3 protein-coding genes are annotated in these 4,291 nt (G+C 74.0%); 1 reads left to right on the plus strand and 2 read right to left on the minus strand.

The window, feature by feature from the left end; all coding sequences use genetic code 11:
- Positions 1 to 236: 236 nt before the first annotated feature.
- Positions 237 to 644, plus strand: coding sequence for an AQJ64_40280 family protein (locus tag GT042_RS24430; RefSeq protein ID WP_161310882.1), 408 nt, complete (start codon positions 237 to 239; stop codon positions 642 to 644).
- A gap of 88 nt (positions 645 to 732) precedes the next feature.
- On the opposite strand, the gene GT042_RS24435 is transcribed toward GT042_RS24430, so the two are convergent.
- Both GT042_RS24435 and purD read right to left on the minus strand, forming a co-directional pair.
- The gene (locus GT042_RS24435) at positions 733 to 2,640 is read right to left on the minus strand and encodes a hypothetical protein (protein ID WP_161310883.1); all 1,908 of its coding nucleotides are present in this window, start codon (positions 2,638 to 2,640) and stop codon (positions 733 to 735) included.
- A 354-nt stretch (positions 2,641 to 2,994) separates the two neighbouring features.
- Positions 2,995 to 4,248: a phosphoribosylamine--glycine ligase gene (gene purD / locus GT042_RS24440; protein WP_161310884.1), complete on the minus strand. Its 1,254-nt coding sequence runs from the start codon at positions 4,246 to 4,248 to the stop codon at positions 2,995 to 2,997.
- Between the last annotated feature and the right edge of the window lie 43 nt (positions 4,249 to 4,291).

Here is a 4,291-nt window from a genome sequence, read left to right on the forward strand (position 1 = left end):
GGGGGCCGGGGGGATGGATCCGCGAGTTCGTACCAGGGTCCGTGCCGCGCCGCGTTCGTTCACCGTGGCGAACGTGCGTGCCAGGCAGCGCACGTCGGGCGATATTCGTCGGACAGGGGGTGGGAGCGGTGGCATCCTGGGCACGGGCTCGTCGGTGCGGCGGTGGTCAACTCGGCGAGCGGTACGGCGATTCGGCGCTACCGCCGATTCGGCGGTAGCGGAGAAGGGGCGGCGCGTTGCACACCGTAGAAGTGGAATGGGTCAGTGCTCTCGACCGGCTGCCCAAGGACAGTGACTGTGTGATGGGGGCGATCACCGGGCGCTATCCCGGCGATCCCGAAGGGGAGGACGCCGACTCACGGGCGGGCGAGGAGTACTGGCTGGTCCTGCCCACCTACTTCCACTCCAGTCACGTCGATGAGCGGACCGGAACGCTGTTCCGCGACTGCTTCGTGGACTCGGACAGGGTGGTGCGCCTGCCGTACGGTGGCTCGACGCCCGAGCAGGTCACTCACTGGGCCGAACTGCCGGTCCTCCCGGGCACCTCGGAGCGCCAGATCCTGGGCGCCGGCGCACGGCCCGCCCTCCGCGCGGCTCTGCCGCAAGCGCCCGGCCTCACGCGCGACGAGCCGGACGCGCGCTAGGGCGCGTCCGGACATCCCCCAGGGCATGTCCGCGAAGTGGGGACGCCGCGAGCCGGACACCACTTCGCGAACACGCCCTGGACGGGCCCTAGACGAGGCGGACCGGCTTCTCCGCTCGTACGCCCACCGCTGTCAGCCAGGAGCGGAGCGGCCCCGCGTCGCCGTCCTCGACCAGGCTGAGCACAGGACCCGCCAGATCCACCCGGCGTTCGCCGTCGATCAGGAGGGCCGGGCCGTCGAGCCAGTCCAGGCCGGGCGCGGCGCCCGCCGTGTCGACGGCGGAGCAGCAGACCATCGCGGTGACGTGGTCGGCGAGCAGTTCGCGGCCCGTACGGGGCGGCTGGAGCGGGAACAGCGGCAACGGGTCCGTCCCCCACGGCACCAGCACCTCGCCCACCGACTCCGCGGGCACCGGCGGCGTCGCGGCCTCCTCCCGGGCCACCTCCGCGCTGATCCCGGCGGCGAGGGCGTCACCCCGGGGGGAACGACCAGGCTCACCGTCGCCGTCGGAGCCGCCCTCGGAGTCACCGTCGGAGCCGCCCTCGGAGTCGCCGTCGAAGTCGCCGTCGGAGTCACCGGCGTCGTGTTCGTGCGGGTCCGAGGACATGCGGGCGTCGGCGGAGAGGGCGTCCGCCTCCGGGCGCGGGAGCCCGGCCTCGTCCTCGGCCGAGGGACCCGCACGATCCGCGCGCTCCGTACCGACCTCCGTACCGACGCCTGCGCCTGAATCCGCCGGGCCCTCGCCCCCCACCTCCGACAGGTGATCCATCACGCGGTCCAGCGTCGGCCCCGGCTGACCCGGCGAACGCCGTACCCCCATCCCGTCCAGCACCCGGTGCAGCCGCGCCGCCTCCGCGCGCCACTTGCGGTCGACGACCTCCTCCGGATACTGCTGCCAGTCCACCGGCGACCAGTCGGGACCCGCCTCCGCCGGCCCGCCGTGGAAGAGGCGGGCGGCGAGCAGGGACGTGGCCTCGTCCACCAGACCGGGCTCTTCGAGCAGGTCGCAGGCCGGACGTTCGCCGAGCCGGGACGTGAAGCCCTCGGCGAGGCGGTCGCGGCGGGACAGCTCCGTCAGGGCCGAGACCACGCCCGCGTCCAGCCGCGAGGGCCACCGGCCCATGCGCCACGCGGGCAGCGCGACCCGGGTCAGCAGCCGGTCCCAGCCGGCGTAGGCGAGGCCGACCTGTTCCTGGGCCTGGATCCGCAGCCCGTAGTCGACGCCCTGCGCCCGCTCGGACGCCGCCGCCGCGACACCCCGCTCCATCAGCGCGGCATGCTCACCGCAGGCGCGCAGCAGCAGCTGGGCCACGAGGCCGACCAGAATGAGCGGCACGCGCCGTACCGCACTCCGACCTGGGCGGGTCGCCACGGCCACCGCCGCGTCCAGCCCCCGTACGAACCGGCGGGCGGCGGCTATGTCCGGATGCGCCGACGGCCCCGTACCCGCGACCACGGGAGCCAGCACCGCCCGCAGCTCCGCGACGCGCATCCACCACAGGAAGGGCGATCCGATGACCAGGACGGGCGCGGCGGGGACGCGGCGCCGGCGGGCGCCGCCGGAGAGGAGGCGGGCGTGCGCCGGATGCGTACGGTCCTCCAGCCAGCTGTCGCAGTCCGGGGTGAGCGCTATGGCGGAGGGCATGGGGACGTCGAGCCGGTCGGCGAGGTCCCGGACCAGCCGGTAGAGGTCGGGCGCGGCACGCTCCGTGACCGGGACGGTGGGGCTGAGGGCCGGCCTGGCGTGGGCGATCACCACCCCCACGGCGACCGCGAGCACCAGCACGACGACCGCGAACGCCGTCACGGCCCAGCGGGCCGTGTCCCACCCCCCGCCGAGCAGATGACCCGACGCACCGGCGGCGAGCAGCACGACGGCGACAGCCGCGGGCAGCACCGCGATCCCCAGCGCTCTGCCGCGGACGCGCAGCACGGCGAGGGCCCGGGAACGGGCGCCCCGCACGCCGATCTCCTCACCGACAACCGAACCTGACATGGCCGGACCTCACCCCCTCCGCCCCGCGCTGGTAGTGCTCACTCCCCCACTGTGGCACCCGCCACTGACATCGCAATGCCGGTGGGCCAAGTGCCGGAATGCTTGCGCCGCACCCTAGTTGGCGCTGTGCCGACCGTCATCCGGATGGCCTACTCGTCACTCGATGGAATGGCTTTGGTCAGAGCTGCTGACACGGCTGGATAGCAGCGTTTTCGCGGAGCGCGGTGGAGCTGCGGCGCGCGGAAACCACGGAGTACGGGCGCGGGGCACGGGCGCGGGGTACGGCAACGGGCGGCCCGGTGACCGAGCCGCCCGTACTACTGCTGCTTGCCGACTACCTCCGGCCGCTGAGGCCTACGCCTCCGCCGCCGCCCGAGCGATGTCCGTACGGTGCTGCCCGCCGTCCAGGCGGATGCGGCCCAGTGCCTCGTACGCGCGCTCCCGCGCCTGCGCCAGGTCCTTGCCCGTCGCCGTCACGGAGAGCACCCGGCCGCCCGCCGTCACCACGGTGCCGTTGTCGTCCAGGCGGGTCCCGGCGTGCAGTACGTACGCCTCGGGCGCGTCCTGCTCCGCGATCTCGTCCAGGCCGCCGATGGGGTCGCCGGTGCGCGGGGTGTCCGGGTAGTTGTGCGAGGCGACCACCACGGTCACGGCCGCGTCGTCGCGCCAGGTCAGCGACGGCAGGTCGGCGAGCGTGCCCTCCGCCGCCCCGAGCAGGACCGCCGCCAGCGGGGTCTTGAGCCTGGCGAGGACCACCTGTGTCTCGGGGTCGCCGAAGCGGGCGTTGAACTCGATCACCCGTACCCCGCGGCTGGTGATCGCGAGACCCGCGTACAGGAGCCCCGAGAACGGCGTTCCGCGGCGGCGCAGTTCGTCCACGGTCGGCTGGAGAACCGTCTCGAGGACTTCGCCGACCAGCTTGGGGTCCGCCCACGGGAGCGGTGAATACGCGCCCATGCCACCGGTGTTGGGGCCCTCGTCGCCGTCCAGGGCGCGCTTGAAGTCCTGCGCGGGCTGGAGGGGGAGGACGGTGACGCCGTCGGTGACGGCGAAGAGGGAGACCTCGGGGCCGTCGAGGAACTCCTCGATGACCACCCGGTCGCAGGCGAGCGCGTGCGCGCGGGCGACGGCGAGGTCGTCGGTGACGACCACACCCTTGCCGGCGGCGAGACCGTCGTCCTTGACGACGTACGGGGCTCCGAACGCGTCGAGCGCGTCGTCGATCTGTTCGGGGGTGGTGCAGACGTAGCTACGGGAGGTCGGGACGTTCGCCGCGGCCATCACGTCCTTGGCGAAGGCCTTGGAGCCCTCCAGCTCGGCCGCTTCCTTGGACGGGCCGAAGCAGGGAATGCCCGCGTCCCGTACGGCGTCGGCCACCCCGGCGACCAGGGGCGCCTCGGGTCCGACGACCACGAGCCCAGCTTCCAGTTCGGTGGCGAGGCGGGCGACGGCCGCGCCGTCCATGGCGTCGACCGGGTGCAGCTCGGCCACGTCGGCGATACCGGCGTTGCCGGGCGCGCAGTGGAGCGAGGTGACCTGGGGGTCGAGGGAGAGAGAGCGGCACAGGGCGTGTTCGCGGGCACCGCCGCCGATGACAAGGACCTTCACGGGGGCAGCCTAGCCGGGTGGGGGTGGGGGGTGGGGTGCGGGC

Origin of the sequence: Streptomyces sp. SID3212 (genome assembly GCF_009865405.1) — a bacterium.
GTDB lineage: Bacteria > Actinomycetota > Actinomycetes > Streptomycetales > Streptomycetaceae > Streptomyces.